This window comes from Streptomyces sp. V3I8 (assembly GCF_030817535.1).
Taxonomy (GTDB): domain Bacteria; phylum Actinomycetota; class Actinomycetes; order Streptomycetales; family Streptomycetaceae; genus Streptomyces.
Map to the genome: position 1 here is coordinate 1,706,664 of NZ_JAUSZL010000002.1, position 23,769 is coordinate 1,730,432.

Sequence of the window (23,769 nt, forward strand, 5' to 3'; positions counted from 1 at the left end):
ACTGTGTCCGGCATCGCCCCTTTGTTGGTTTAGATCACAACCAAGTCACCACAGCCGCAGTGGGGACTGCCGCCACAGCCACCCGTGCCACCCCGGCCGGAAGGCTGGGCGCGCAAGCGCGTCGTCGTCCCCGCCGCAGGCCACCGTGACCGTCACGGCGAGCGCCGAAGCGGAACCGGGCAGGGACGACAAGGTCGTGAAGGACGGCAGACCGGCGGGGGCCGCGAACAGGAAGGCGACCGTTCCGGACTTCGTGGGCATGGGGTTGCAGTCCGCGCAGGACCGGGCCCAGGACGTGGGTTTCCACGGGCTCACCTCGCACGACTCCCTCGGCAGGGATCGGATGCAGGCTTTCGACCGGAACTGGAAGGTGTGCAGCCAGAACGTCCGGGCCGGCGCCTCCAGGGCAACAGACACCGGTCTCGATCTCGGCGCGGTGAAGTGGGAGGAGAACTGTCCCGCGAAGGACGAGAAGCCGCCGGCCGCGGCGGGCGGCAGGATGCCGGACTTCGCGGGCACGTCGGTGAAGGCGGCACGGGCGGCTCTCGACCCGGGCACATCCGTCACCGTCGAGGACGCGCTGCCGGAGGACCGCTGGGTGCTGATGGAGTCGAACTGGAAGGTGTGTTCCCAGAAGCCGGCCGCGGGGGTCTCCCTGAACGGCCGGCCGGTGACGCTGACCGCGGTCAAGTTCGAGGAGAACTGTTCGTAGACACACCGAAGGTGTCTCTGCCGTTTCCACGGCGTGGAGCGGCCGTCCGCTGCGCGGGCGGCCGCTCCTCGACGCGGCGATGTGCGTTTTCGCGGGTCAGGGTGTGTAGATCGTCGGCCTCGGGGCCGTCGGCATGCCGCTGCCCAGGTAGAAGCTCGGGTGCGGGGGCTGGTTGTAGGCGGTGTTCTGCCACGCGATGCCCGTGCGGTACATCGTGTCGTGGAGCAGGGTCGTGATGCGCGTGGTGGTTTCCGTCGGGGTCGAGTAGATGCGCAGTGCCGTGTTGTCGCCGGTCGCCCAGACCACCTCCTCGCGCCAGTCCCCGAAGAGGTCGCCCGAGAGGGCCGGGGTCGCCTTGGTGCCGTTGTTGGAGTGGACCGAGGCGCCCGTCAGCAGGCGGGTGTCGGACGACGTGCCGTACTTGTCGATGTGGGTGCCGTCGAGGAGTTCGCGCGTGGTGTCCCCGTCCCACCAGGAGAGGAAGTTGACGGAGGACGGTTCACGGCCCTTGGCGGCGCCGGCCTCGTCACGGATGTTCGTGTCGGAGGCGGACCACACCTCCGCGCCGTCGTTGCCCGCGTAGACGTCCCCGGCCACTCCCCTGCCGTTGTCGCAGCAGGCGGCGAGCTGCCAGCGGATCGCGCCGCTCGCGGGGTTGATGTACAGCTCGGCGGGCTGGGAGGCGGATTCGGAGACCTTGAAGTACTCGAGGCCCGAGGTCCCCGGGTCGAGGTCGCCCAGGTGCTGGGCGTCGCCGTGCCCGGTCTTCGTGGTCCACAGGCCGTTGCCGTTGTCGTCGACGGCCATCGCCCCGTAGACGATCTCGTCCTTGCCGTCGTTGTCGACGTCCCCGACGGAGAGGCTGTGCGAGCCCTGGCCGTCGAAACCCTTACCCGTGTTGGTCGACGCGTTGGTGTCGAAGGTCCACCGCCGGGTGAACGCCCCGCCCCGCCAGTCCCAGGCCGCGATCACCGAGCGCGTGTAGTAGCCGCGCGCCATGATCAGCGAGGGCCGGGCGCCGTCCAGATAGGCGGTGCCGGCCAGGAACCGGTCCACGCGGTTGCCGTACGAGTCGCCCCACGAGGAGACCGTGCCGCGCGCCGGGACGTAGTCCACCGTCCCCATCGCCTTGCCCGTCTGACCGTTGAACATGGTCAGGTACTCCGGCCCGGTCAGGACGTAGCCGCTGGAGTTGCGGTGGTCGGCGGAGGAGGTGCCGATGACGGCGCCCGTCCCGTCGACCGTGGCGTCGGCGGTCTTCGCGGCCACCTCGGCCTTGCCGTCGCCGTCGTAGTCGTACACCTGGAACTGCGTGTAGTGGGCGCCCGAGCGGATGTTGCGCCCGAGGTCGATGCGCCACAGCCGGGTGCCGTCGAGCTTGACGCCGTCGATGATCGTGTTGCCGGTGTAGCCGGACTGCGAGTTGTCCTTGGCGTTGGTGGGCTGCCACTTCAGGACGAAGTCGAGCGCGCCGTCGCCGTCGAGGTCACCGACCGAGGCGTCGTTGGCCTCGTAGGTGTACGCCACGCCGTCGGGGCTCGTGCCACCGGCGGGCGGGGTGATCGGGACGTCCTTGTACCCGGTGCGGAACTGGATCGCGTGCACGGAGTCGCTCTGCTCGACGCCGCCCACGACCGCGCGGACCGTGTAGTCGGCCTGGGCGGGCCCGCCGGAGTGGAAGTAGTTCGTCGAGCCGGTGACCGGGGCCGAATTGACCTTCGTACCCGCCCGGTACACGTTGAACGACACGTCGTTCGGGTCGGTGCCGAGCCAGCGCCAGCTGACCAGGTTGCCCGCGTCGGTGTGGACGCTGACGACGCCCCGGTCGAGCTTCTCGGCCTGGCGCGCGGTCGCGGCCCGGGCCGGCGTGGCGGTGAGCGTGGTGAGCCCGGCGGCGGCGAGGACGCCGACGAGCGCGGTGGACAGGAGGAGGCGGGTCCTGCTGCGTCTGCGATGCGGGTGCTGCACGGTGGGATACCTCCCTGGGAGGGGCAGACGGGTTCTGCCCTCTCAGTCGCCGCCGCGGACACGGGAGTTGCCGACCTTCAGCAAGCGCTCTCTATGTTCCGTACGTGCGGGCCAGCGCCGCGGCCGTGGCCGCGATCCGGGTCCGCAGTTCCGCGGGTTCCAGCACTTCGATGTCCGTACCGAGCCGCAGGAACTCGGCGTGGGCGTGCTCGACGGACTCGATGGGCACCGTGGCCCGGACCCAACCCCCTTCGGTCGTCACGCCGTCGGCCCGCACCGCCTCACCCGCCGCTCCGGTGAGCCGGACGCCGGGAGCGAGCCGGACCACCGCTTCGGCCCGGTGCAGGCGGTCGTGGAAGTCCCGCTGGTACCCGGTCCAGTACGCGCCGAGGTCGAATCCGTCCGGCCGGGCGAACTCCTCGTCGGATGTGTCCAGTGCGAGGATCTGGTCGACCCGGAAGGTACGCGGCCCCGGGCCCGCGACCACGTACCAGCGGCCGGCCTTCAGGACCAGCCCGTACGGTTCGAGGCGGCGCCGCACGTCGGTCGGCTCGCGCCAGCGGCGGTACAGCACGTGCAGCACCCTGCTGTTCCAGACGGCGTCGGCCACGGCCGGGAGGTACGCGGTGGCTTCGCCGCCGGCGTCGGCGTACCAGCCGGGCGCGTCCAGGTGGAAGCGGCCGCTGATCCGGTCGGCGTGCGCGCGCAGCTCCCGCGGCAGGGCGGCGCGCACCTTGAGCTGGGCGGCGGCCAGCAGCGGGCCGAGCCCGAGTTCGGCGGCGGGGCCGGGCGCACCCGCCAGGAACAGCGCCTCGGTCTCGCCCACGGTGAGGCCGGTCAGGCGGGTGCGGTAGCCGTCGAGGAGCCGGTAGCCCCCCGCGTGCCCGGCGTCCCCGTACAGCGGGACCCCGGCCGCGCCCAGCGCCTCGACGTCCCGGTAGACCGTGCGCACCGAGACCTCCAGCTCGGCCGCGAGGGCGGCGGCCGTCATCCGGCCCCGGGTCTGGAGCAGCAGCAGGATGGAGACGAGGCGGGCCGATTTCATCCCGACACCATGACAGGCTCCACTGACAGAAGGTGTCAGTGGAGCGGGCTTAGCGTCCCCTCATGGCTTTCGAGGAGAAACTGCTGACCGTGCCGCCGCCCGTCGAGGTCGCGGGCCGGCGGATCAAGCGCTACCACGTCACCGCCGACCCGGCCGGTATCGCGCCCGACGTCGAGGAGGCGGCGTACGCGATGCTGCCGGAGCTGCTTCCGGAGGCGGACGGCACCCCGCCCGCCACGTTCGTCGTGCTGCACCGGGGCGGCGACGACGGCGCGTACCTCAACGCGTACAGCTGGGTGTGGGACAACGTCCTGCACTTCCGGGCCGCCGCGGCGGGCCAGCCCGTGCTCGGCTGCCCGGACCGCGTGCCCACGCACTTCGTCGTCCTGGAGCGGCCGTGGATCGGCTGCGTCTGGGAGCTGCCGCCGATCCTGCACGAACGCGACGCCTGGGTACGGCACATGCTCGCGCCCGACGCCCCCTGCCTCGACGCCTACCTCGCCGACCGCCTGCCCGAGGGCACGACGGGAGACCGCGCGTGAGCGCCACGGACGTGCCCGACCAGGCGCGGAAAGGGGCCGGGTGACCGACCGGGTCATGGACCTCACCCGTCGGCCGGCCCCGGCTTCCGGAACGCCCGCACCTTGAACTCCGGTTCAGCACGCGGGACGTGCTGGTCCGGGAGGTGCTCCAGGCGGACCGCGAGCCGCTCGGTGAGCGGCTCGCCCGGCGGCAGCAGGGTGTACCAGCCGCGGCGTACGTCGGCCGCCGCCCGGGACGGGGTCCGGCCCTGACCGCGGCCGCGGAAGCTCGCAGCTCCGGCGGGGAGCAGCGCGTACCGGGCGGCGTACGAGGCCACCAGGTCCGGGCGGTCGCGGGCGGCGCGGCGGGGGCGCGGCGCCATCACGGCGTCGATGTCGCTGCCCACGTCGTGCGAGGCGGCCTTGTCGACGGTCGTGACGAAGACACCGCCGGGGCGCAGCACCCGGGCCGCCTCGGCGACGACCCGTTCGGCGTCGTCCAGGAGGTGCAGCAGCCAGATCGCCGAGACGGCGTCGAACGAGGCGGGCGGGAAAGGGAGTTGGCGGATGTCGGCGAGCACGACCCGGCCCGGCACCCGTGCGGCGGCCTGGCGCAGCATGCCGCACGCCGCGTCGACCCCTGTCACGTCGAGGTCGGCCGCCGCGAGCCGGCGGGTCACGGTGCCGGTGCCGCAGGCCACGTCCAGGAGGGTGGCCGCGCCTTCGGGTATCAGCCCCAGTACGGCGGCCGCGGCCGCGGCCGCCCGCGGTTCGCCACCGCGCGACGCGTCGTACCGCTCGGCTTCCTCGTCGTAGTCGAACACCGGTGTGCTCAGCTCGCGCCGTGCCCGGCGGCGAGCCGTTCGACCCGGACGGCCAGCTCGAAGTCCTTCTCGGTGACGGCGCCGCCCACGCTGTGCGTGTGCACGGTGAGGACGACGGTCCGGTAGCCGAGCGTGAGGTCGGAGTGGTGGTCCAGTTCGTCCTGCACCTGGGCGATGTGCACGACCAGCGCGGCGGCGGCGAAGTGCGAGCCGAGCCGGTAGGTGCGGCTGATGCTGTCGCCGTCCAGGGACCAGCCGGGCAGCTCCGTGAGCCGGTCCTCGACGTCCTTCTGCGACAGCGGTTCGAGAGGCATGACGGCGTTCCTTCCCTGGCGTCCGGCCCTGGTGTCCGGATCTCCTCAGCGTCCTCAGCGTCCCACAGACCGGGGCTCCCGTCCCTGGTCAGGAGGGCCCCGGACGGATGACGCGAGGGGCGGTGCCACCGATCGGCCGCGGGCCGGCGCGTCGGCCCACCGGTGGCGCGTCGGCTACGGTCGGGGGCATGACCACCGCCGCGTCCGCGTCCGCCGCCGGGGGATCCGCCGGCCGCTCCCCCGGTGCCGTGCGCGGCGCCCCGGTCCCGGCCCCGGCAGCCGCTTCCGCCGCGGACAAGGGGGTGGGTCCGCTGCTGCGCGGCTGGCGGGAGCAGCGGCGGGTGAGCCAGCTGGAGCTGGCCCTGCGGGCCGGATCGTCGGCGCGGCACATCAGCTTCGTCGAGACGGGGCGCTCCCGGCCGAGCGAGGAGATGGTGCTGCGGCTCGCCGAGCACCTCGACGTGCCCGTGCGCGACCGCAACTCCCTTCTGCTGGCCGCCGGTTACGCGCCCCGTTATCCGCAGACGCCGCTGGACGATCCGGCGCTGGACGCGCTGCGCGAGGGTGTGGAACGGCTGATCCGGGGTTACGAGCCCTATCCGGCGCTGGTGGTGGACGCCACGTACACCGTGGTCGCCGCCAACCGGGGCATCACGATGCTGCTCGACGGTCTCCCCGGGCACCTGCTCGCCCCTGCGCCGAACGCGATGCGGCTGACCCTGCACCCCGAGGGCCTGGCGCCCAGGATCCGCAACCTGCGCGAGTGGCGCGGGCATCTGCTGGCCCAGATGGAACGGGACATCGCCCTGCGGCGCTCGGCCCCACTGCGCGCGCTGTACGAGGAGGTGGCGGCCTATCCGGTCCCGGAACCGGTCCCAGGACCGGAGCCGGAGCCGGAACCGGTGGCGGTGGCGCACTTCGCGCTGCCGATGCGGATCGAGCACGACGGCCGGGTGCTGTCCTTCATCTCGTCCATCTCCACGTTCAACACCCCGATGGACGTGACGGTCGCCGAGCTGGCCGTCGAGACACTGCTGCCGGCGGACCCGGCGACAGCCGGATACCTGCAGTCGTCGGCCTCCTGAGGAGAGCCTCCGGTGGTGCTCTTGTGCAGGTTCGGTGGGGGTTGAGCACACGGTTCGCCGTGTTGCCGACGGGGCACCCTCTGTGCCAGCCCCTCGGACGTGGCACACTGCTGGCCGTTGCTTGGCGCTAGGGGAGGCGTGGGGTGAGTGAACGACGTCCTGCGCCCACGGTGGGGCAGGTGGTACTCGGCAGACGGCTCCAGGAGCTGCGGGAGAGGTCCGGGCTGCGGCGCGACGAGGCCGCGCGGATCCTGCGGGTCGCCGGCGCGACCGTACGGCGGATGGAGATGGCCGAGGTCACGCTGAAGATCCCGTACGTCCAGGTGCTGCTGTCGACGTACGGCGTCCCCGAGGACGAGATCTCGGCGTTCGTCCGGCTCGTCGAGGAGGCGAACCAGCCCGGCTGGTGGCAGCGCTACCACGACGTCCTGCCGGACTGGTTCAGCCTCTACGTCAGCCTGGAGGGCGCGGCCTCGATCATCCGGTCGTACGAGCCGCACTTCGTGCCCGGGCTGCTGCAGACCGAGGAGTACGCCCGGGCCGTCCTGGAGGCGGGCACCGTCGGCCAGACGGGGCCCGGGGAGATCGACCGCCATGTGTCCCTGCGGATGGCCCGGCAGAAGCTCCTCACCGGGGACCGCCCGCCGCACCTCTGGGTGATCATGGAGGAGACGGTCCTCCAGCGGCCGGTCAGCATGCGCTCCGAGGTGATGGCGGATCAGCTGGACCACCTCCTGGACATCGTCGACAACGACCGCGTCACGCTGCAGATCGCCGAGTTCGCGTCCGGCCCGCACCCGGGGACGTACGCGCCCTTCGTGCTGTTCCGGTTCGCGGAACCCGAGCTGCCGGACATGGTCTACACCGAGTACCTGACCGGGGCGCTCTATCTGGACTCCCGCAGGGAAGTGGCCGCGCACCTCGAGGTGCTGGACCACATGACGACCGGCGCGGCCTCCGCCCGGCGCACCAGGGAACTGATCCTGGAGCGCCGGGCGGACTTCTGAGCGGGACCGGACCGGGGCGTGCCCGCGTCAGGCGGAGCCGTTCCCGGCGTCCCCGCCCCGGGTGTCCCCGCCCCGGGTGCCTTCGGCGCCCCCGCCCGTCCCCTTCCCCTTCTCGTTCTCGTTCTCGTTCTCCCTCTCCCTCTCCTCGTCGACGATCTCCGCGTCGACCACACCCTCCTCGTCGGCCGGCGGAGCCTGCCCGCCGTCCCGTTCGTCCTGCGGGGGCGGCTGCCCGGCCTGGGCGTACATGGCCTGGCCCACCTGCTGACTGACGGTGGCGAGCTTCTCGACACCGGTGCGCAGGGTGTTCGTGTCGGTGCCTTCGCGGTCCTCCAGGAGGGCCTTGAGCTCGGTGATCGCGGCCTCCACCTGCGTCTTCGTGTCGCCCGGGATCCGTTCCTCGTTCTCGCGGACGAACTTCTCCGTCTGGTGGACGAGTTGCTCGGCCTGGTTGCGGGTCTCCGCCCCCTCGCGCCGTTTGCGGTCCTCGTCGGCGTACTGCTCGGCCTCGCGCATCATGCGGTCGATGTCGTCCTTGGCGAGCGCGGAGCCGCCCGTGACGGTCATCTTCTGCTCGCGGCCCGTGGCGAGGTCCTTCGCCGAGACGTGCATGATGCCGTCGGCGTCGATGTCGAAGGCGACCTCGATCTGCGGCACCCCGCGCGGCGCGGGCGGCAGACCGGTGAGGTCGAAGACGCCCAGCTTCTTGTTGTACTCGGCGATGTCCCGCTCGCCCTGGAAGACCTGGATGCCGACCGACGGCTGGTTGTCCGTCGCGGTCGTGAAGATCTCCGAACGACGGGTGGGAATGGTCGTGTTGCGCTCGATGAGCGTGGTCATGATGCCGCCCTTGGTCTCGATGCCCAGGGACAGCGGGGTGACGTCGAGGAGCAGGACGTCCTTCACGTCGCCGCGGATGACACCCGCCTGGAGCGCCGCGCCGAGGGCCACCACCTCGTCCGGGTTGACGCCCTTGTGCGGGTCCTTGCCGGTGAGTTCCCTGACCACCTCGGTCACCGCCGGCATCCGGGTGGAGCCGCCGACCAGGATGACGTGGTCGACCGCGGAGAGTTTCACCCCGGCGTCCGCGACCGCCTGGTGGAAGGGGGCCTTGCAGCGCTCCAGCAGGTCGGCCGTCAGCTCCTGGAACTGGGCGCGCGTCAGCTTCTCGTCCAGGTGCAGCGGGCCGTCACCGGTGGCGGTGATGTAGGGCAGGTTGACGGTCGTCTCGGTGGACGAGGAGAGCTCGATCTTGGCCCTCTCCGCGCCCTCCCGCAGCCGCTGGAGCGCCATCTTGTCCTGGCCGAGGTCGATGCCGTACTGGCCCTTGAAGCGTTTGACGAGGTGTTCGACGATCCGCTGGTCCCAGTCGTCGCCTCCCAGCCGGGTGTCGCCGTTGGTGGCCTTGACCTCGATGACGCCGTCGCCGATCTCCAGGAGGGAGACGTCGAAGGTGCCGCCGCCCAGGTCGAAGACGAGGACGGTCTGCTCCTCACCGCGGTCCAGGCCGTAGGCGAGGGCCGCGGCGGTCGGCTCGTTGACGATCCGCAGGACGTTGAGGCCCGCGATCCCACCGGCCTCCTTGGTGGCCTGGCGCTGGGTGTCGTCGAAGTAGGCGGGCACGGTGATCACGGCGTCCGTGACGTCCTCGCCGAGGTACGACTCGGCGTCCCGCTTCAGCTTCTGCAGCACCCTCGCGGAGAGTTCCTGCGCGCGGTAGCGGGTGCCGTCGATCGTGCCGCCGTCACTGCCGGGGAACCGCCAGGCGGGGTCTCCCATGTGGCGCTTCACGGAGCGCGCGGTGCGTTCGATGTTCGTCACGGCCTGCCGTTTGGCGACCTCCCCGACGAGCACCTCGCCGTTCTTGGCGAAGGCCACCACCGAGGGGGTGGTGCGCGCGCCCTCGGCGTTCGCCACCACCGTGGGCTCACCCCCTTCCAGTACGGCCACCACCGAGTTCGTGGTACCGAGGTCGATCCCGACCGCACGTGCCATGTCCGTCCCCTTCCACCCGGGTCTTCCCGCGTTCCGTCACCGCGTTCCATCGACGTGCTCCATCAACGTGTTCCATCACAAAACTTGAGTGCGATGCTGTCAATGGGGCACGTGCCCCCGGACTGCCCGGTTCGCTCCGGACATGACGATGCCGCGCCCTCCCGGAGGGCGCGGCATCGACGGGGTGACGGGGCGTCAGGTGAACTTGACCTGACGATACGTCAGGCGAGCTTCGCCGTCAGCGTGATCGTCGTGCCCGACAGCGCCTGGCTGACCGGGCAGTTCTTCTTGGCGTCCTCGGCGGCCGCGGCGAACGCGTCGCCGTCGAGGCCCGGCACCGTGCCCTCCACCGTGAGGTGGATGCCCGTGATGCCCTCGCCCGGCTGGAACGTGACGTCCGCGGAGGTGGTGAGCTTGGTGGGCGGGGTGCCGGCGCCGGCGAGGCCGTGCGAGAGCGCCATGGAGAAGCAGCTGGAGTGGGCGGCGGCGATCAGCTCCTCGGGGCTGGTCTTGCCGTTCGCCTGCTCGGCGCGCGACGGCCACGACACCGGCTGCTCGCCGATGCCCGACGAGTCGAAGGTGACGACGCCGTTGCCCTCGAGCAGGTTGCCTTCCCAGACGGTGTGTGCGGAGCGCGTTGTTGCCACGATGATTCCCTTTCGACGAGGTCCCGGTTCCGGGGTCCGTGGCACCATCCGATCACACTCGGGTCGCACGCGGGCTCACCGCACGCGAAAGACCGGCCCCCGTGCGGTGAACGGCAGGGACGAGCCCTGCGGGATCAGGTAGGCGTGCTCGCGGCGGACCCGCAGGACGTCGCACCACCCGTCGGTGATGATCAGGACCGGGGCGCCCGGCGGGAAGTCCTCCGCCCGGTGCAGGACGTCGACACCGGGCTGCAGGACCGTGCCGCCGCGGCCGTGGACCCGTACCCGGCCGGCGATCTCGGTGACCGGGAGGAACCCGGCGTCGTGCGGGGCCGCGTCGCAGAAGACGACCCGCGCGGCCGGTACGTCCCGGGCCTGTGCGTACGAGGCGATCGCGCCCAGCGCCTTGCCGAGCAGGGTGCGGTCCATGGAGCCGGACGTGTCGAGGACCACGCCGAACGTGCAGCGGGCGATCTCCTCGGGCGGGAAGTACCGTCCGGCGCGCGGGATGCCGGGGGTCGCGGCCTGCCGGCGGGAGGGGCGCGCATAGGTCCGCAGCGGTTCGGGGCGCGGTACGAACTCGTCGAACCAGCGCGCCAGTCGAGCGTCCCACGGCAGGGGCGGGTGGCTGAGCGCGCGGATGTCCTCGACGAGCCCGCCGGGCAGGAAGCCCCGCTCCTGCCGCTGGTGCAGGTCCAGGCCCTGGGCGAGGCCGCGGCGGTAGAACTCGTCGAGGTCGACGTGGTCGCGCGGCGGGCCGAGGGGGCCACCGAGGATGTCGCCCACGCCCTTGCCGCGCAGCGTGGCGAGCCGGCGGTGGCGGCGCAGGTCGGTGACGAGCCGGTCGTAGACCTCCTCGGCGGACAGGTCCTTCAACTCCTCTTCGTACAGCAGCCCTTCGGGCATCACGCCGACCTGCATCTCGACCAGCCAGGCGTTGATGACGTAGTCGCAGGCGACGTTGAAGAGGTACGGGTCGCGGCCACCGCAGCGGTCGCCGTGGCGCAGTGCGGCGTGCAGCATCTCGTGGGCGAGGACGAACCGCCACTCCTCGTCGTCGAACCGCCGCAGCGGGTTGATGTAGATCTCGGCGGCCTCCGGGTCGACCGCGGCGACGGAGATGCCGTGCGCACGGGCGAGTTCGGCGTCCGCGACGACCGTGACGCCGGCCGCGATGCCGCCGAGCAGCGGGTAGGAGGACACGAACCAGCTCAGTGCCCTCTCCCACGGCTGGAGGCGGGTGACGCCTCCGCGCATCGAGTCGCGGCGGCCGCCCGCCAGGTCCATCGCGGTGGCGACGGTGCGGGTCAGCGCGTGTGCGAAGGCGAGCTGCCAGTCCGGCGCGGGGCCGCCGAACCGGCTGTCCCAGGGGACCAGCAGCTGGTCCGGCTCGCCGCCCGCCGTGCCGCAGCGTTCGTACACGGCGGGGATGCCGGCGCCGGCCCGGCGCCAGCGGGCGGCGAGCTGCTCCTCGTCGCCGTCGGGGTACGCCATCGGCAGGTCCGCGGGCGTCAGGCCGATGGGGAAGCCGAGCAGGAAGCGGTTGACGACGACGCAGCGGGCGGCCAGGTCGAAGCGGTCGGGCTGCTCCCGCGTGGTGTCGTGGGCCGGGACGTGCCCGAAGCCGAGGTGGAGGGCGGCGTGCGCGACCGCCCAGGCCCACTCGGCGGGCTCCGCGTGGCGCTTCGGGTGCACGTGGAGCACGCCGTCGGAGTCGGCGCGTACGAGTCCGTCGCGGGGCGAGGCCCCGCACTCCTCCTGCCGGCAGACGCTGAACCCGATGGCGGCCAGCGCGCGGTTGGCCCGCACCAGCCGCATCCCCTCGGCGAACGCCTCGCCGGCCAGGTCCTTCCTGGGCTGCGGCCGCCTGCCCGTACGGGTCACCGGCGGGCCTCCACCAGCCGGGGCATGTCGCGGGCCGCCTCCACCAGGAACCAGGCGGGCAGGACGGGGTTGCCGTCCTCGTCCGCAGCGATGACGCTCTGCGCGACCTCCACCGAGATCTCGGCGAGCTGCACGAGCAGCGACTTGGCGCGGTACGCGGTCTGCCGGCCGTTCGCCGAGGCGTGCTCCTTGACGGCGGGCAGCTCCTTGACGAGGCGGCCCCGGAACGACTCGGCGAGGTAGTACAGCAGGTCGCGGTCCTCGACGCGGTGCGGCCAGCGGGCCTCGCCCTTGATGATCGTCTCGATGCCGAAGCGGCTGCGGACGATCTTCACGTAGCCGCAGAAGGCGACCGCGTGCGCGGGGGTCAGCGTGCCGTGCGCGATCACCTTGAGCGTCGGCTCGTCGAGCGTCGGCCCGAAGGAGCGCAGGGCGTCGGAGAGCATGTGCCAGGAGCGCGGCGTGGAGAACGGCTCCTCGGTCTTCGGCGGCTTCGACCAGAGGTGGTCGGGCCGGTCGGTGAGGTGGTCGAGCACCCACGGGTGGATGTCGTTGACCGCCGCCCACCTCAGCCAGTCCTTCGCCGAGGCCTCCAGGTGCACGTGGGTCAGGCGGTTGACCAGGGCCGACGCGATCGGGCGGGCCAGCGCGTTGTCCGTCGAGCGGTTGCCCGCGCCGATCACGATGGAGCCGGCCGGCAGCTCGTAGCTGCCGATGCGGCGGTCCAGGATCAGCGAGTAGAAGGCCTTCTGGACGTCCGGCGTCGCGGCGTTGAGCTCGTCCAGGAACAGGCAGTAGGGCTCGTCGCGGGCGATCGCCTCCGGCGGGCAGAACACCGAGCGGCCGTCCCTGATCTGCGGTACGCCGATCAGGTCCTCCGGCGCCAGCTGCGTACCCAGCAGGCTCACGCACTCCAGTCCGAGTGACTCGGCGAACTCCCGTACCAGCGAGGACTTCCCGATGCCGGGGGCGCCCCAGAGGAACACCGGCCGCACGGTCGCGAGACCGAGCAGCAGTTCCGGTATGCGGGCGGGAGTGACGGTGACGGCTGCCTGCACGCAGTGGCTCCTGGAGGGTGTGGAGTGACGCGCGCCGGTGCGCGGTGTCCGATGCGGACAGTGTGGGCGGCCGGTGCCCCGGCCGCAGCCCATTTTCTGGTGCCCGGTCGCCTTTGCGTACCGGCGGGCGGTGACGGCCGGTTCTGTGTCCGCGGGCGCACGGGGGCCGGTCGCGCAGTTCCCCGCGCCCTTTGAAAAGCAAGGGCTACCGCCCCTGAAAGGCAGGGGCGCAGCCCCGTCTTTCAGGGGCGCGGGGAACTGCGCGGGCCCGCCCCCACCGGGCCGCAGCCGAACGCCCCGCTCAAGCCACCCGTTCGTCGTCCACAGCCGCCAGGGGGACCTGCGGCCCGTCGCACTCCCGCAGCCATCTGCGCAGCACCCCGTGCACCCGCTCCGCGCCGACCAGTTCCTCCCCGTCCCCGACCGGCGCCGAGAACGAGAGCGGCGACATCAGGAAGGGCCTTCCCTGCGCCCCGCCGAGACCGCCGTGCGAGCCGATCTGCTCCTCGAACGCCAGGACCTCGCCCTCCTCGGGGTCGTACCAGGAGTTCACCATGATGTCCGCGGCGTGCGGGAACGAGTGCGTGCGCCGTACGGCGTCGGCGGCGCCCGGGCCGAACTCCGCGAGCGGGCCCGGGTTCCCGTCCAGTTCGTCCAGCGGGATCGCGGCGCCGTGCGCGCCCAGTACGAGCCCGCCGTGCTCCTCGCTGCGCACCAGCACGAACCCGATGCCGGGATGGTTGGCGAGCGTGGTCAGCAGCGCCGGATGCCGGGCGTCGATCTCCTCGCGGCTCATCCGGTGCGCGACGTCGGGGAAGGACACCAGGCCCAGGTTGCCGGAGGCCAGCACGAGGGGCTCCGACGCGGGACCGGCCGGCCGGTACGGTTCGTCGCTCTCCTTGACCGGCCTGCGCAGGGCGGCCCGTACGGCGACCCTGGCCTCGGCACCGCTGTGCGTACGCCGCACCTTGCGCGGCACGGGCAGCCCGCAGCCGGCCCGGACCAGCTCGCCGAGACCGAGTCCGTAGCGGGCGCGGAACGTTTCGCCGGGGCTCTGCCCGTGGTCGGAGAGCAGGACGACGCGGTAGGCGCGCGGGGCGTGCTCGGCGACCTTCGCGATCAGGGCCAGCGAGCGGTCCAGGCGCTGCAGGACCTTGTCCGCGTCCCGGCTGCGGGGTCCGGAGTGGTGGGCCACCTCGTCGTAGGCGACCAGGTCCGCGTAGACCGCGGCGCGTCCGACCAGCATGTCCCCGATGACCGCCGCGACGACGACGTCCCGCTCGACGACGGTCGCGAAGGCGCGGATGAACGGGTAGAGACCGCCGCGGCCGACGCGGGGGCGCTGCTTCTTCAGGCGCGCCCCGGTGGATTCGCCGATCTCCCGGCAGACGTCCGCGACGAACGACAGGGCGGTGCGGACCGCGTTGGCCGGGTCGGAGAAGTACGCGAAGTAGCCGGCCCGGGAGCGGTTGTCCCGTCCTCGCCTGGCGGCCACGGAGAGCACCAGGGCGAGCTGGTCGGCGCCGCCGCTGAAGAGGTTGCCGCGGCTCGCGCCGTCCAGGGTGAGCAGGCCGCCGTCGCCGGTGTGCTCGACGGCCCGGCGCTGCAGTTCGGCGGCGCTGGTGGGCCGGTTGCAGACCACGATCTCCTGGCTGTCCTTCTCGTACCAGCGGAAGGCGGGGACGTCGTGGTTGGAGCCGTGCAGGATGCCCAGCTGGCTGGCGCCGGTCTGGCTGGACCAGTCGGTGCGCCAGGGGATGAGCCGGTGGGTGGCGCGGCCCCCCGGGCCGTCTCCGAGCCAGGCGGCCACGGTGGGCATGAGCCCGCGGGCGACGGCGTCCACCAGCACGTCGTGGCCGACGCCGTCGAACTGGAGGAAGACCGTGCCGGGGGTCGAGGGGGCGCCGGCCGGCGCTGTCCCCTCACGGCGACGGTCGGACAGCCGGTACAGCCTGCGCCGGTACGCGTCGTCGTCGCGCACGGCCAGGGCGCCGCCGGTGGCCGAGGCGACCGCCGACATCACCGCGGCGACGACCACGGCGGTCTCCGGGGCCGCCTCGCTCTGGCCCGAGGGGTCCAGGCGCAGGGCCAGCAGCAGGAGCGAGCCGTTCAGGAAGAAGACGAGCGCACCGAGGACGAGGGCGGGGACGAGGAGCAGGGCCCGCACGAGGAGGGGCCACACGACGGAGGAGAGCACGCCGAAGGCCCCGGCGCCGAGCGCGGCGGTGACGGCGATGCTGGTGGCGCTGTCCCCGTCGGCGGACTGGAGCCTGAAGTCGGGCAGGATCCCGGCGAGCACCAGCATCGTGACCGTGGAGACCGCCCATACGGCGACGCTCCGCCAGACCGCGCTGCCCACCCTCCGCCAGCGTTCTTTGCCCACGTCACACCCGCCTCACATCCGCCTCCGCCCTCTTGCCGGCGGACCCGGGCCCACCCTGCCACACGCGTGGGGGCGCCCTTCGGGGACGCGGGGAACCGCGCGACCGGCCCTCACCGGACCGGCACCCGCCCACGGCCGGTGAGCGGCCCGCTCCGCGGTGGGCCGCGGGTCGCGCGGAGTGTGGGCCGCGGGTCGCGCGGAGTGTTTCAGCGGCCGTCGTAGCCGGCCGTCGGCATCGACAGGCGGCGGTGGACGTGGGCCTTCATCTGGGCGTCGTACGCGGGCTCCGCGTGGCCGACCGTCTCGACGCGGACCCCGCGCCGGGCGCACTCGGCGGTGAACGCGTCGACCGAGGCGATCGCCCGCTCCAGGACCCGCCGGCTGGGCGCGACGAACAGGTCCACCAGACCGGCCTCGGCGTCCTCCCAGAGCGCGCAGTGGTCGGGTCGCAGCCCGCGCAGGAGCAGTTCCCGGGTGACCACGTACCCCTGCTCGGCCGCCCAGCGCGCGCACATGGCGTGCTGGCTGCGCGAGTCCACCAGGAAGGGGTCGTCGTCCAGCTCCTCCAACGGAGTCAGGCTGGCGATCGTCGTCACGCGAAGCATTCCGGAGGCACGGCGTGTGTCTCCCATGGCGTCCCCCCTCACCTCCGGGTTTCGTCGCCGACCCTACTCCTGCCCGTAGGCTCGGGGGGAGTCGCGCGAAGGAGGCAAAGGAGTGCCGGTGGAGATCACCTGGTGGGGTCACGCCACCTGTACGGTCGAGGACTCGGGCGTACGCCTGCTCACGGATCCTCTCTTCGCGCGCCGGCTCGCACACCTGCGCAGGCGCCGGGGGGCGCCGCCGCCCGCCGAGGCAGCGGCCGCCGATGTGACACTCGTCTCACACCTGCACGCCGACCACCTGCACCTCCCGTCCCTGGCGCGGCTCGCTCCGGGCACCCGCCTGCTGGTCCCGCGCGGCGCGCGGCGCGCGGTGCCGGGGCTGCGCAGGCTCGACCGTCTGCGGCTCACCGAGGTCGCGCCGGGCGACCGGGTGGAGATCGGTGACCTGGTCGTACGGGTCGTGCACGCCCGGCACGACGGGCGGCGGCTGCCCATCGGACCGCACCGCGCCCCCGCTCTCGGCTATGTGATCGAGGGCGAGTCCCGGACGTACTTCGCCGGGGACACGGGGCTGTTCGACGAGATGGCCGACGAGGTCGGGCCGGTCGACGTGGCGCTGCTGCCGGTCGGCGGCTGGGGGCCGCACCTGGGTGAGGAGCACCTGGACGCGGGGCGGGCCGCCGAGGCGCTGGCCCGGCTGCGGCCGGGGAGCGCGGTGCCGGTGCACTACGGCACGTTCTGGCCGATCGGGATGGATGCCGTGCGCCCCCATGAATTCCACACCCCCGGTACCGAGTTCGTGCGCCTGTCCGCCCGGCGGGCGCCGGACGTGCGGGTACACCTCCTCGACCAGGGCGAAAGTGTGCGACCGAAGGTCGCGGGGTACCGCTCTTCATCCGGGGACGCGCCGGGCGGCCGGACGGACGACGAGGGGGAGGGCGAAGCGCGGTGACACATGTGTTCGCCGCCGCGGTCACGAGCGTGCCGACGGTCGCCACCCAGCAGGCGCTGGGCTATCCGTCGTTGTTCCTGCTGGTGCTGATCGGTGCGCTGGTGCCGGTGGTCCCGACCGGTGCGCTGGTCAGTTCGGCGGCGGTGGTGGCCCTCCACCGGTCGACGCCCTTCTCGATGGCGATGGTCTTCGTGGTGGCGGCGCTGGCCGCGTTCCTCGGGGACATCGCGCTGTACTGGCTCGGCCGGCGCGGCATGCGGTCGAAGAACGGCTCGCGCTGGCTCGCCGCGATCCGGGACCGCGCGCCCGAGGACCGGCTCGCCCAGGCCCAGGGGAAGCTCGCCGACCACGGGGTCGCGGTACTCGTGCTGTCCCGGCTGGTCCCCGCGGGCCGGATCCCGGTGATGCTGGCCTGCCTGATGGCGAAGTGGCCGGTACGGCGCTTCGCCCACGGCAACGGCCCGGCCTGCCTCGCCTGGGCGGCGACCTACCAGCTCATCGGAGTGCTGGGCGGCTCCCTCTTCGAGGAGCCCTGGGAGGGCGTGGCCGCGGCGATCCTCCTGACGATCGTGATAGGCGTGACCCCGGGCCTGTGGCGCAGGATCAGAAGCACCGCCAGCTGACCCGGGTTCTCCCTGTCCTTCTGCTTCCGGAACCCGGGAAACGGCGCGGTCCGTCTCCCGGGGGGCGCGGGAGACGGCGCAATCCTTCAGGGGCGCGGAGAACTGCGCGAGCGGCCCCCACCGGCCCGCAGCCGACGGACAACACCCGGCCCCCGCCCACGGCAGGCCCTCAGGCCCACAGGCCCGCAAGCCACGTCACGGCAGCACCCGCGATCCCCCCACCGGCAGATCCCACAAGCGCTCCGGCGCCAGCCCCGCCCCCTCCCAGGCCGCCCGCACCCGCACGAGCGGCTCCATCACCGGCTCGGCCGACAGCACGAACGTCCCCCAGTGCATCGGAGCCATCCGCCGGGCCCCGAGATCCTGGAACGCCCGCACCGCGTCCTCGGGATCGCAGTGCACATCACGCAGCCACCAGCGGGGCTCGTACGCCCCGATCGGCAGCAGCGCCAGGTCGATCCCGGCATACCGCTCCCCGATCCGCGAGAACCAGTGCCCGTACCCCGTGTCGCCCGCGAAGTACACACGCCGCCCGTCGGGCGCGGTCAGCACCCAACCGCCCCACAGCGTATGGCAGGTGTCGTGCAGACTGCGTTTGGACCAGTGGTGGGCCGGCACGAAGTCCAGCCGCACACCACCGAGTTGCGCCGCCTCCCACCAGTCCAGCTCGGTGACGTGCGTGAAGCGCCGGCGCCGGAACCAGCGGCCGAGCCCGGCCGGCACGAACACCGGGGTGTCGCGCGGCAGCCGGCGCAGGGTCGGGGCGTCCAGGTGGTCGTAGTGGTTGTGGCTGATGACGACCGCGTCGACGCGTGGCAGCGCGCTCCAGGGCACCCCGACGGGCGTGATCCGGGCGGGCGTCCCGAGGATCCTGCGGGACCAGACCGGGTCGGTGAGGACCGTGAGTCCGCCGATCCGGATCACCCAACTGGCGTGTCCAGCCCAGGAGACGGCGACGGTGTCCGTGTCGGCGTGGGGCAACGGGCTCGGCTCGTACGGCAGTCGGGGAACGTCGGCCAGGCCCCCGGGCCCCGGCCGGAGCGCCCCCTCGCGGGCGAACCGCGCGAAGCCCCTGAGGCCCGGCAGCGGTGCGGTGAGCCGGCCGGCGAAGGACCGCGGCCAGACACGCCGTTCACCCGGCGGGCGGGGCTCGGCGAGCGGCACGGGGTCCGTCGTCGAGGTGGAGGTGGCCGTCGTAACCGTCGTGGCCGTGGCCGACTCGGACTGCTGCGTCATCGAGGGGACTCCCGTCGCCGAGCGTCATACGCGTCTTCGTGCGCGTCGCCGCACGCGTCGTCATGTGCGTCGCCGTGTGCGTCGCCGTGTGCGTCGCCGTGTGCGTCGCCGTGTGCGTCGCCGTGTGCGTCGCCGTCGTCATGGCCGTGACCGTCGTGGCCGTCGTCGTGGCCGTCGTCGTGGCCGTCGCGGAGATCGTCGAAGACCGACCGCAGCAGGCCCAGGGCGCCCGCCACCTGCGGCAGTTCCAGCGGTTCCGGTGACAGGAGGGACGTCATGCGCTCGTCGTCGGTCGTGCCGAGGAACGGTCCGGTGGCCAGGCGTACGCGCAGGGCGCCGAGGTCGTCGCCGAAGCGGTGGCCACCGGGCGCCGGCATGCCCAGCCGGACGGTCAGGAGGTCCTCCAGATCCTGCGCGTCGCCCACCCCGAGCGCGCCGAGCGCGGGCCGCAGCGGGTCCAGGTCGGCGTACAGGTGACGCCCCGCCCGCGGGGGCCGGACGAGGGCCCCCGCCGCGACGAGGGTCCGGTGGGCGGCGGCGGCCACCTGCGCGTGCAGCCGTACGGACCCGGCGAGGCGGTGGGTGATCTCGTCGGGCTCGCCGAGCGCGTACGCGGCGGCCGCGGCGACCGGTGCGGCGACCCGGGCGCCGAGCGCGGTGAGGACGTCGAGCACCCGCTCGCGCAGCCGGCCGCCGGTGTCGCCGTCCGGGAAGCGGGCGACCGCCGCGGGCCAGCCCACCGGGAGGAAGGGGCCGGAGAGGTCGGCCAGGACCGTGACCCGCTCCGGGAGCATCTCGGCGGGGCTGAGCAGCACGGTGTCCCGCGGCTCGTGCAGGGTGTCGCGCCAGGTCTCGTCGCTGACCACGTGCAGGCCCTCGCCCGCGGCGGCCTCCATCGTCTCGTGCACCACCTCGGGCGGCGCGACGGTGGCGGCGGGGTCGTCGGCCACGGACAGCACAACCAGCCGCGGGTCGCCGCCCTCGGCACGCACCCGGCGCACGGTCTCCAGAAGGGCGTACGGATCCGGCAGCCCGCCGCACTCGACGGGGGTCGCGACGGGGAAGACGGAGCTGCCGAGCAGGCGTGCCTGCGGGGCCCACCAGGCCGCACAGGGGCGGGGCACCAGCACGTCACCGCCGAGCGCGGCGGTCAGCGCGAGGAGCAGGGCCGGGGCGCCGGGGGCCGCGACGGTCCGGTCGCGGCCGGCGGGCAGGCCGCGCCGGGCCCAGTAGCCGCGGGCGGCGTCCAGGAGCGCGGGGCCGCCGCCGGCCGGCTCGGTGTGCGCGCCCCTCGCGGCGGCGGCCAGCCCGGGCGGCGGGGGCAGGCCGTGGTCCGGGAGGGGTGGTCCGTAACGGACGGGCCCGTGCCCCGCCGGATCGGTCCGCCGCATCCGTGCACCTCCACGCAGTGGTCCCTGGACCTGCCGCCCCGCGGGCCGTCGTGCTTCCCAGGACGTCGGTCGTGCCTCTGGGGTCCCAGTACCCACAGGAGCCGCCGTACCCACCGGAGCCGCCGTGCTGCCCGGCACAGCCGCTCCACCGACTCAGCGGTTCGAGGACGGCTCCCGGCGGCGCAGCCTGTGGACGGCCGCGCCGAGCGCGCCCGCGATCAGGACGCCGCCGGACACGAGGGCGATCATGGAGTCGTCGAAGGTGCCGCCCGTGCCGGCGTGCACCCCGTGCCGGACGCCGGTGCCGCGGGAGGGGTCGAGGGACACCGTGAAGGGGGCGCTCCACTTCTTGCCCCCGCCGCCGTGCGCGGCCGGGCAGACCCCGTCGGCGCTCCATTCGGAGGTCCCGCCGCCGGGTGCGTCCCGCTCGAAGTCCGCGGCGGGCGCGATACGGGCCGTGCCGCTGTAGGTGACGCCGCCCTCCGGCCCCACGTCCCCCTTCGGGTCGTCCGTGCCCGCCGGACCGTCCGCGCCCGTGGAACCCGCCGGATCCACCGGGTCCTCCAGGCCCATCGGGTCCTCCAGGCCCGCCGGATCCTCTTCGACCGGTGCGCCCTTCTCGGCCGCGGGGTCCTCCTCGCCCAGCGGGTCCTCGCCGGACGAACCCTCGTCCAGGAGCGGATCCCCTCCGCCCACCGGGCCCTCTCCGCCCCCCGGGTCCTGCCTGCTCCCGCCTCCCCCGTGCCCGTCCTCGTGCAGGCGCACGGTGCCGTGCTCGAAGGCCTGCGAGGTGGCCTCGACGGTCGCGGGCGGGTGTCCGCCCGGCCCCGGCCGTTCGCAGGTGACGGAGACGGTGACGGTGTCGCCGGGGGCCACGGTGCGCGGGCTGACCTCGGCATCCGGGTTCGCGGTCGCGGCTCCCGCGGCGGTGCCGAGCGCGAGGGCGGTGAGGGCGGTGGCGGACAGTGCGCGAGCGGTACGGCGCAGCGGCATGGGGCTCGGTCTCCTTCGGCCGGGGCTGCGGACCCCCACGCCCGGGTACGGCGGCGGAGGCGGGGCACGACCGGCATGCCCCGCAGCCCATCAGAGCCCGCCCCCGGCCGGGGCGCGCGCGGCCGGACACCATTCGTGCCACACGGACGCCCGAGCGGGTGACACGGCACGTGCGCACCGGTCACGGGTCCCGCCCGGTTCCGCCCGGCCCCGCCCCCGCGGTCAGGCCGTCGGAGGGGGCGCGACGTCGTGCATGACCTGGTTCCGCAGCCGGTCGCAGCAGCGGCTGATCAGCCGGGAGACGTGCATCTGCGAGATGCCGAGTTCCTCGGCGATGCGGCTCTGCGTCATGTCGCCGAAGAAGCGCATGTAGAGGATGGTCCGTTCGCGTTCGGGCAGGGCCTCCAGCCGGGGCTTGACCGCCTCGCGGTCGATGACGACGTCCAGGGCCGGGTCGGCGGAGCCCATCGCGTCGCTCAGGGAGTAGCCGTCCTCGCTGCCCGGCAGTTCGGCGTCGAGCGAGAGCGCCGTGAAGCTCTCCAGGGCCCCCATACCGGTGCGTACGTCGTCCTCGCTCATCTGCGCCTGCGCGGCGATCTCGGCGACGGTGGGCTGCCGGCCAGGGATCGTCTGGGCCAGGTCCTGGCGGGCGAAGCGGACACGGTTGCGCAGGTCCTGGACCCGGCGCGGCACGTGCAGGGTCCACATGTGGTCGCGGAAGTGGCGCTTGATCTCACCGGTGACGGTCGGCACGGCATAGCTCTCGAAGGCGTTGCCGCGCTCCGGGTCGTAGCGGTCGACGGCCTTCACCAGGCCCAGCGCGGCGACCTGCCGCAGGTCGTCGAAGCTCTCGCCGCGGCTGCGGAACCGGCCGGCCAGCCGCTCGGCCATGGGCAGCCAGGCCTCGATGATCCGGTCGCGGAGGGCCTCGCGCGAGGGGCCCGGGGGCAGGGAGGCGAGCGTGCGAAAGTCTTCCGCGGTGTCGGGGGCGTCGTCGTGCGGGTGCTGCCGTGCGTGGGCGTGAGTTTGCATGATGAATGCAACTCCCTCCGGGGAGTGCTCGGTTGGACGGTCAACCGTGGGAGCGCGCCCTGCTGCGGACGGGCACACCCGTGGGACGGGCAGTTCCACTCCCACGAACGTGCCTCCTGTCCGAAGCACTGGGCATTCGCCTGCCCCTGGTCGGGCAGAGCAAACACGGGTGATGGCACGGGCCCGTGGGAGTCGTGCGTCCGCGACCGCCGGGCCGCCCCGGACACCGGGAGCCGGTACCGGACGCTTAGCCCGACGTCACCGGGGTACTCCGGGCTGACGTCGACGTCGGCCCGGCACGGTCGGCGGACCCCCACCCCGCCCGTACCGGCCGGAGAGCGCAGGAAAGGTCCACGGCATGGCTTTTTTCGTCAGGGAGGTCATGACACCGGTCGTCGTCCCGGTGCGGCCGGACGCCTCGCTCGTCGAAGTGGCCCTGCTGATGCGGACCCAGGACGTCGGCGGTGTCCTGGTGGCCGGTGACGACGGGATCACCGGCGTCCTGACCGACCGTGACATCGCCCTGCGGGCCGTGGCGGACGGAGCCGATCCGCTGACGGTCCGCGCCGGGACGGTCTGCACGCCGGACCCGGTGGTGATCGGCCCCGACGACCCGGTGGCGGCCGCCGTCGCGGTGATGCGCGAACACGCCGTACGCCGGCTGCCGGTCGTCGAGGACGGCCGCGCGATCGGTGTGGTCAGCCTGGGTGACCTCGCGATCGCGGAGAACCCGGACTCGGCGCTCGCGCGGATCAGCCGTGCCGCACCGGACACCGGCGCGGGCGGCACCCGTACCTGACCCGCCCCCGGCACGGAAACACACGGGCACACACGGGCACACACGGGCACAACGCCGAAGCGAACGGAAGAACTGGAGAACCTCATGCGTATTGCGTTTCTGGTGGCGCCGGAGGGTGTCGAGCAGATCGAGCTCACCGATCCCTGGCAGGCCGTCGTCGACGCGGGCGGCGAGCCCGTGCTGGTGTCGACGGACCCGGGCGAGATCCAGGCGTTCAACCATCTCGACAAGGCGGACACGTTCCCCGTGCAGCAGGTCGTGGGCGAGGCCTCGGCCGATTCGTTCGACGGCCTGGTGCTGCCCGGCGGCGTGGCCAATCCGGACGCGCTGCGCACGGACGAGAAGGCGGTGGCCTTCGCCCGTGACTTCTTCGACCAGGGGCGTCCGGTCGCCGCGATCTGTCACGCCCCGTGGACCCTCATCGAGGCCGACGTGGTCCGCGGCCGCACCCTCACCTCGTGGCCGAGCCTGCGGACGGACCTGCGCAACGCGGGTGCCACCTGGGTCGACGAGCAGGTGTCGGTCTGCGACGCGCAGCCCTCGACCCTCGTCACCAGCCGCAAGCCGGACGACCTGAAGGCCTTCTGCGAGACATTCGTCGCGGAGTTCCAGAAGCAGTCCCGCCCCTCCTAGCGCTCCCGGTTCCCTCACCACCGGGTACATCGCTGCCGGACCCGGCACCGTCGGGTCCGCGC

23 protein-coding genes are annotated in these 23,769 nt (G+C 73.3%); 8 read left to right on the forward strand and 15 right to left on the reverse strand.

The window, feature by feature from the left end; genetic code table 11:
• Positions 1-45: 45 nt before the first annotated feature.
• Entirely contained in the window at positions 46-261 is a 216-nt protein-coding gene (locus QFZ75_RS07475; RefSeq protein ID WP_307534878.1) for a hypothetical protein, read from the reverse strand.
• Between QFZ75_RS07475 and QFZ75_RS07480 the strand changes: the two genes are divergently transcribed.
• Positions 260-712: a PASTA domain-containing protein gene (locus QFZ75_RS07480; protein WP_307534879.1), complete on the forward strand. Its 453-nt coding sequence runs from the start codon at positions 260-262 to the stop codon at positions 710-712. The two genes, QFZ75_RS07475 and QFZ75_RS07480, sit on opposite strands and share 2 nt — an antisense overlap.
• A 96-nt stretch (positions 713-808) precedes the next feature.
• Here QFZ75_RS07480 and QFZ75_RS07485 read toward each other — a convergent pair whose 3' ends face one another.
• Positions 809-2,680 carry a rhamnogalacturonan lyase gene (locus QFZ75_RS07485; RefSeq protein ID WP_307534881.1) on the reverse strand — a complete coding sequence of 624 codons (1,872 nt, stop codon included), beginning with the start codon at positions 2,678-2,680 and terminating at the stop codon, positions 809-811.
• Between the two features lie 91 nt (positions 2,681-2,771).
• On the reverse strand, positions 2,772-3,725 hold the full coding sequence (locus QFZ75_RS07490) for a YafY family protein (RefSeq protein WP_307534882.1): 954 nt from the start codon (positions 3,723-3,725) through the stop codon (positions 2,772-2,774).
• A 62-nt stretch (positions 3,726-3,787) separates the two neighbouring features.
• On the opposite strand from QFZ75_RS07490, the gene QFZ75_RS07495 reads away from it, so the two are divergent.
• On the forward strand, positions 3,788-4,267 hold the full coding sequence (locus QFZ75_RS07495) for a hypothetical protein (RefSeq protein WP_307534883.1): 480 nt from the start codon (positions 3,788-3,790) through the stop codon (positions 4,265-4,267).
• Between the two features lie 62 nt (positions 4,268-4,329).
• On the opposite strand, the gene QFZ75_RS07500 is transcribed toward QFZ75_RS07495, so the two are convergent.
• Together QFZ75_RS07500 and QFZ75_RS07505 are read right to left on the reverse strand one after the other, a co-directional pair.
• On the reverse strand, positions 4,330-5,070 hold the full coding sequence (locus QFZ75_RS07500; RefSeq protein ID WP_307534884.1) for a class I SAM-dependent methyltransferase: 741 nt from the start codon (positions 5,068-5,070) through the stop codon (positions 4,330-4,332).
• A gap of 8 nt (positions 5,071-5,078) precedes the next feature.
• On the reverse strand, positions 5,079-5,384 hold the full coding sequence (locus QFZ75_RS07505; protein ID WP_307534886.1) for a 4a-hydroxytetrahydrobiopterin dehydratase: 306 nt from the start codon (positions 5,382-5,384) through the stop codon (positions 5,079-5,081).
• A gap of 188 nt (positions 5,385-5,572) precedes the next feature.
• Here QFZ75_RS07505 and QFZ75_RS07510 point away from each other — a divergent pair, with 188 nt between their 5' ends.
• The gene (locus tag QFZ75_RS07510) at positions 5,573-6,469 is read left to right on the forward strand and encodes a helix-turn-helix domain-containing protein (RefSeq protein WP_307534887.1); all 897 of its coding nucleotides are present in this window, start codon (positions 5,573-5,575) and stop codon (positions 6,467-6,469) included.
• Positions 6,470-6,612: 143 nt separating this feature from the next.
• A complete protein-coding gene (locus tag QFZ75_RS07515) occupies positions 6,613-7,476 on the forward strand; it encodes a helix-turn-helix transcriptional regulator (protein WP_307534888.1) in 864 nt (287 codons plus the stop codon).
• A gap of 27 nt (positions 7,477-7,503) precedes the next feature.
• Here QFZ75_RS07515 and dnaK read toward each other — a convergent pair whose 3' ends face one another.
• The 6 genes from dnaK to QFZ75_RS07545 form a co-directional block, all read right to left on the reverse strand.
• Positions 7,504-9,471, reverse strand: coding sequence for a molecular chaperone DnaK (dnaK, locus tag QFZ75_RS07520; RefSeq protein ID WP_307534890.1), 1,968 nt, complete (start codon positions 9,469-9,471; stop codon positions 7,504-7,506).
• A gap of 221 nt (positions 9,472-9,692) precedes the next feature.
• The gene (locus QFZ75_RS07525; RefSeq protein WP_307534891.1) at positions 9,693-10,118 is read right to left on the reverse strand and encodes an OsmC family peroxiredoxin; all 426 of its coding nucleotides are present in this window, start codon (positions 10,116-10,118) and stop codon (positions 9,693-9,695) included.
• Positions 10,119-10,193: 75 nt separating this feature from the next.
• Entirely contained in the window at positions 10,194-11,936 is a 1,743-nt protein-coding gene (locus QFZ75_RS07530; protein ID WP_307544278.1) for a hypothetical protein, read from the reverse strand.
• Positions 11,937-11,998: 62 nt separating this feature from the next.
• Complete coding sequence (locus QFZ75_RS07535; protein WP_307534893.1) at positions 11,999-13,060, reverse strand: ATP-binding protein; 1,062 nt, start codon at positions 13,058-13,060, stop codon at positions 11,999-12,001.
• Between the two features lie 301 nt (positions 13,061-13,361).
• On the reverse strand, positions 13,362-15,443 hold the full coding sequence (locus QFZ75_RS07540) for a phage holin family protein (RefSeq protein WP_307534894.1): 2,082 nt from the start codon (positions 15,441-15,443) through the stop codon (positions 13,362-13,364).
• Positions 15,444-15,649: 206 nt separating this feature from the next.
• Positions 15,650-16,075 (reverse strand): hypothetical protein, encoded by a 426-nt coding sequence (locus tag QFZ75_RS07545; protein WP_307534896.1) that lies wholly within the window; start codon positions 16,073-16,075, stop codon positions 15,650-15,652.
• An 85-nt stretch (positions 16,076-16,160) separates the two neighbouring features.
• Between QFZ75_RS07545 and QFZ75_RS07550 the strand changes: the two genes are divergently transcribed.
• On the forward strand, positions 16,161-17,000 hold the full coding sequence (locus tag QFZ75_RS07550; protein ID WP_307534897.1) for an MBL fold metallo-hydrolase: 840 nt from the start codon (positions 16,161-16,163) through the stop codon (positions 16,998-17,000).
• Entirely contained in the window at positions 16,997-17,623 is a 627-nt protein-coding gene (locus tag QFZ75_RS07555; RefSeq protein WP_307534899.1) for a DedA family protein, read from the forward strand. The genes QFZ75_RS07550 and QFZ75_RS07555 overlap by 4 nt, the downstream gene beginning before the upstream one ends.
• A 195-nt stretch (positions 17,624-17,818) precedes the next feature.
• Here the strand turns inward: QFZ75_RS07555 and QFZ75_RS07560 are convergent, their stop codons facing one another.
• The 4 genes from QFZ75_RS07560 to QFZ75_RS07575 all read right to left on the reverse strand — a co-directional run bounded on the left by QFZ75_RS07560 (position 17,819) and on the right by QFZ75_RS07575 (position 22,275).
• On the reverse strand, positions 17,819-18,859 hold the full coding sequence (locus QFZ75_RS07560) for an MBL fold metallo-hydrolase (RefSeq protein ID WP_307534901.1): 1,041 nt from the start codon (positions 18,857-18,859) through the stop codon (positions 17,819-17,821).
• Positions 18,856-20,250, reverse strand: a complete 1,395-nt coding sequence (locus tag QFZ75_RS07565; protein ID WP_307534902.1) for an aminotransferase class I/II-fold pyridoxal phosphate-dependent enzyme — start codon at positions 20,248-20,250, stop codon at positions 18,856-18,858. The genes QFZ75_RS07560 and QFZ75_RS07565 overlap by 4 nt, the downstream gene beginning before the upstream one ends.
• Before the next feature lie 153 nt (positions 20,251-20,403).
• On the reverse strand, positions 20,404-21,243 hold the full coding sequence (locus tag QFZ75_RS07570) for a hypothetical protein (protein WP_307534904.1): 840 nt from the start codon (positions 21,241-21,243) through the stop codon (positions 20,404-20,406).
• A 222-nt stretch (positions 21,244-21,465) separates the two neighbouring features.
• Positions 21,466-22,275 (reverse strand): RNA polymerase sigma factor SigF, encoded by an 810-nt coding sequence (locus QFZ75_RS07575; RefSeq protein WP_307534905.1) that lies wholly within the window; start codon positions 22,273-22,275, stop codon positions 21,466-21,468.
• 358 nt (positions 22,276-22,633) lie between these two features.
• Here QFZ75_RS07575 and QFZ75_RS07580 point away from each other — a divergent pair, with 358 nt between their 5' ends.
• Entirely contained in the window at positions 22,634-23,074 is a 441-nt protein-coding gene (locus QFZ75_RS07580; RefSeq protein ID WP_307534907.1) for a CBS domain-containing protein, read from the forward strand.
• 84 nt (positions 23,075-23,158) lie between these two features.
• Positions 23,159-23,707 carry a type 1 glutamine amidotransferase domain-containing protein gene (locus tag QFZ75_RS07585; protein ID WP_307534909.1) on the forward strand — a complete coding sequence of 183 codons (549 nt, stop codon included), beginning with the start codon at positions 23,159-23,161 and terminating at the stop codon, positions 23,705-23,707.
• Positions 23,708-23,769 lie beyond the last annotated feature (62 nt).

Coding starts and splice junctions, on each gene's coding strand:
- QFZ75_RS07480 (WP_307534879.1), top strand. CDS start 260: ATGGGGTTGCAGTCCGCGCAGGACCGGGCCCAGGACGTGGGTTTCCAC.
- QFZ75_RS07475 (WP_307534878.1), bottom strand. CDS start 261: ATGCCCACGAAGTCCGGAACGGTCGCCTTCCTGTTCGCGGCCCCCGCC.
- QFZ75_RS07490 (WP_307534882.1), bottom strand. CDS start 3,725: ATGAAATCGGCCCGCCTCGTCTCCATCCTGCTGCTGCTCCAGACCCGG.
- QFZ75_RS07495 (WP_307534883.1), top strand. CDS start 3,788: ATGGCTTTCGAGGAGAAACTGCTGACCGTGCCGCCGCCCGTCGAGGTC.
- QFZ75_RS07505 (WP_307534886.1), bottom strand. CDS start 5,384: ATGCCTCTCGAACCGCTGTCGCAGAAGGACGTCGAGGACCGGCTCACG.
- QFZ75_RS07510 (WP_307534887.1), top strand. CDS start 5,573: ATGACCACCGCCGCGTCCGCGTCCGCCGCCGGGGGATCCGCCGGCCGC.
- dnaK (WP_307534890.1), bottom strand. CDS start 9,471: ATGGCACGTGCGGTCGGGATCGACCTCGGTACCACGAACTCGGTGGTG.
- QFZ75_RS07530 (WP_307544278.1), bottom strand. CDS start 11,936: ATGCGGCTGGTGCGGGCCAACCGCGCGCTGGCCGCCATCGGGTTCAGC.
- QFZ75_RS07545 (WP_307534896.1), bottom strand. CDS start 16,075: ATGGGAGACACACGCCGTGCCTCCGGAATGCTTCGCGTGACGACGATC.
- QFZ75_RS07560 (WP_307534901.1), bottom strand. CDS start 18,859: ATGACGCAGCAGTCCGAGTCGGCCACGGCCACGACGGTTACGACGGCC.
- QFZ75_RS07565 (WP_307534902.1), bottom strand. CDS start 20,250: ATGCGGCGGACCGATCCGGCGGGGCACGGGCCCGTCCGTTACGGACCA.
- QFZ75_RS07570 (WP_307534904.1), bottom strand. CDS start 21,243: ATGCCGCTGCGCCGTACCGCTCGCGCACTGTCCGCCACCGCCCTCACC.
- QFZ75_RS07575 (WP_307534905.1), bottom strand. CDS start 22,275: ATGCAAACTCACGCCCACGCACGGCAGCACCCGCACGACGACGCCCCC.
- QFZ75_RS07580 (WP_307534907.1), top strand. CDS start 22,634: ATGGCTTTTTTCGTCAGGGAGGTCATGACACCGGTCGTCGTCCCGGTG.
- QFZ75_RS07585 (WP_307534909.1), top strand. CDS start 23,159: ATGCGTATTGCGTTTCTGGTGGCGCCGGAGGGTGTCGAGCAGATCGAG.